Source organism: Mesorhizobium sp. M1E.F.Ca.ET.063.01.1.1, from assembly GCF_003998155.1.
Lineage (GTDB): Bacteria > Pseudomonadota > Alphaproteobacteria > Rhizobiales > Rhizobiaceae > Mesorhizobium.
Window position 1 is genome coordinate 1 of the sequence record NZ_RZSC01000889.1, and the last position, 2,209, is coordinate 2,209.

3 protein-coding genes and 1 pseudogene are annotated in these 2,209 nt (G+C 65.7%); 3 read left to right on the top strand and 1 reads right to left on the bottom strand.

Annotated elements, in window-relative coordinates; all coding sequences use genetic code 11:
- Positions 1-124: pseudogene (locus tag EOA29_RS33860) on the top strand (carbon-phosphorus lyase complex subunit PhnI); the annotation flags it as partial.
- 2 nt (positions 125-126) lie between these two features.
- On the opposite strand, the gene EOA29_RS33865 reads toward EOA29_RS33860, so the two are convergent.
- Positions 127-321: a hypothetical protein gene (locus tag EOA29_RS33865; RefSeq protein ID WP_126091875.1), complete on the bottom strand. Its 195-nt coding sequence runs from the start codon at positions 319-321 to the stop codon at positions 127-129.
- A 59-nt stretch (positions 322-380) separates the two neighbouring features.
- On the opposite strand from EOA29_RS33865, the gene EOA29_RS33870 reads away from it, so the two are divergent.
- Positions 381-1,340, top strand: coding sequence for an alpha-D-ribose 1-methylphosphonate 5-phosphate C-P-lyase PhnJ (locus EOA29_RS33870; protein ID WP_245464875.1), 960 nt, complete (start codon positions 381-383; stop codon positions 1,338-1,340).
- Entirely contained in the window at positions 1,337-2,113 is a 777-nt protein-coding gene (gene phnK, locus EOA29_RS33875) for a phosphonate C-P lyase system protein PhnK (RefSeq protein ID WP_040973772.1), read from the top strand. Before EOA29_RS33870 ends, phnK begins: the two co-directional genes overlap by 4 nt.
- Positions 2,114-2,209 lie beyond the last annotated feature (96 nt).

Consider the following 2,209-nt stretch of genomic DNA (forward strand, 5'->3'; position numbering starts at 1 on the left):
TCTGAAGCTGCCGCACTATGTCGACTTCCAGGCCGAGCTTGACCTGGTCCGCCGCATGCGCGCCGAATACGAGGCGCGGGAAAACGAGGGCAAGGCCGAGGAGAAGAGGGAGGCGGCAGAATGACTTTATTGTCCGCTACCGGAATGCCCGCTGCCGGCATCGAACGAGCCACCGCCACCATAGCCACTGGCACCGGCAACAGTCTCGCCATGCGGAGGCTCCTTTGGCGCAGGAAGAAACATCTTCCGCAGCGCAAAGCCGGCAACAACGGCGAACACCAGCAAAAGCACTCCAAGATGCATCCAACCGGTAGAGTCCATTCGGGCGCCCTCCCGCGTCTTGAGCGCCAATTCCATAGCACAGAGCGGACGTGATCGTCATGACCGACATCGCCACCTACAACTTCGCCTATCTCGACGAGCAGACCAAAAGGATGATCCGCCGTGCCATCCTGAAAGGCATCGCCATTCCCGGCTACCAGGTGCCCTTCGCCTCGCGAGAGATGCCGATGCCTTACGGCTGGGGCACCGGCGGCGTGCAGGTCACCGCTTCGATCATCGGCCCGGATGACGTGCTCAAGGTCATCGACCAGGGCGCCGACGACACCACCAACGCCGTCTCGATCCGTGCCTTCTTCAAGAAGGTCGCCAATGTCGCCGTCACCACCGAGACGGCGAAGGCGACCATCATCCAGACCCGCCACCGTATCCCGGAGCATCCGCTGACGGCGGGCCAGGTGCTGGTCTTCCAGGTGCCGATCCCCGAGCCGCTGCGCTTCCTCGAGCCGCGCGAGACCGAAACGCGAAAAATGCATGCGCTGGAGGAATACGGCCTCATGCATGTGAAGCTCTATGAGGACATCGCCAGGCACGGCCGCATCGCCACCACCTACGCTTATCCGGTCAAGGTCGAGGGCCGCTATGTGATGGACCCGTCGCCGACCCCGAAATTCGACAATCCGAAGATGCATCGCTCGCCGGCCTTGCAGCTCTTCGGCGCCGGCCGCGAGAAGCGCATCTACGCGGTGCCGCCCTTCACCGACGTCGTCAGCCTCGATTTCGAGGACCACCCGTTCGAGGTGCAGACCTTCGACCAGCCCTGCGCGCTGTGCGGCGCCGAGAACGTCTATCTCGACGAGGTCATCCTCGACGACCATGGCGGCCACATGTTCGTCTGCTCGGACACCGACCACTGCGAGAAGCGCCGCAGCGACCCTACCTCCCCCTTGTGGGGAGGTCGCGCCGAAGGCGCGGGTGACTTGGCGACAACCCCCGCAACCCTCACCCCGGCGCTGCGCGCCGACCCTCCCCACAAGGGGGAGGGTAAGGAGGCCGAATGACCGACGAACCGCTGCTGCGCGTCTCCGCACTTTCCAAATTCTACGGCTCGCGCGTCGGCTGCGAGAACATCTCCTTCGACCTCTGGCCGGGCGAGGTTCTGGCGGTGGTCGGCGAATCCGGCTCGGGCAAGACGACGCTGCTCAACTGCCTGTCGACCCGGCTGTTGCCTTCTTCCGGCACGGCAAGCTACCGCATGCGCGATGGCCAATGGCGCGAGCTCTACCGCATGAGCGAGGCCGAGCGCCGCTTCCTGATGCGCACCGACTGGGGCTTTGTCCACCAGAACCCGGCGGACGGCCTGCGCATGACGGTGTCGGCCGGCGCCAATGTCGGCGAGCGGCTGATGGCCGTGGGCGACCGCCACTACGGCAGGATCCGCGCCACCGCTGTCGACTGGCTCTCCCGCGTCGAGATCGACGAGGACCGCATCGACGACGAGCCCCGCGCCTTTTCCGGCGGCATGCGCCAGCGCCTCCAGATCGCCCGCAACCTGGTGACCGGACCGCGGCTGGTGTTCATGGACGAGCCGACCGGCGGTCTCGACGTTTCGGTGCAGGCGCGCCTGCTCGACCTGTTGCGCGGCCTGGTCACCGACCTTGGCCTGGCGGCGATCGTCGTCACCCACGACCTCGCCGTGGCGCGGCTTCTCTCGCAGCGCATGATGGTGATGAAGGATGGCCGTGTCGTCGAAAGCGGACTCACCGACCGCGTGCTCGACGACCCGCGCGCGCCGTACACGCAGTTGCTCGTGTCTTCGATTTTACAGGTGTGATGATGGAACACATTTCCCCCGCACCTACCCCCACCCCGCTGCTTCGCAGCGACCCTCCCCACAAGGGGGAGGGTAACGCGCCGGCGCCCTACCTCC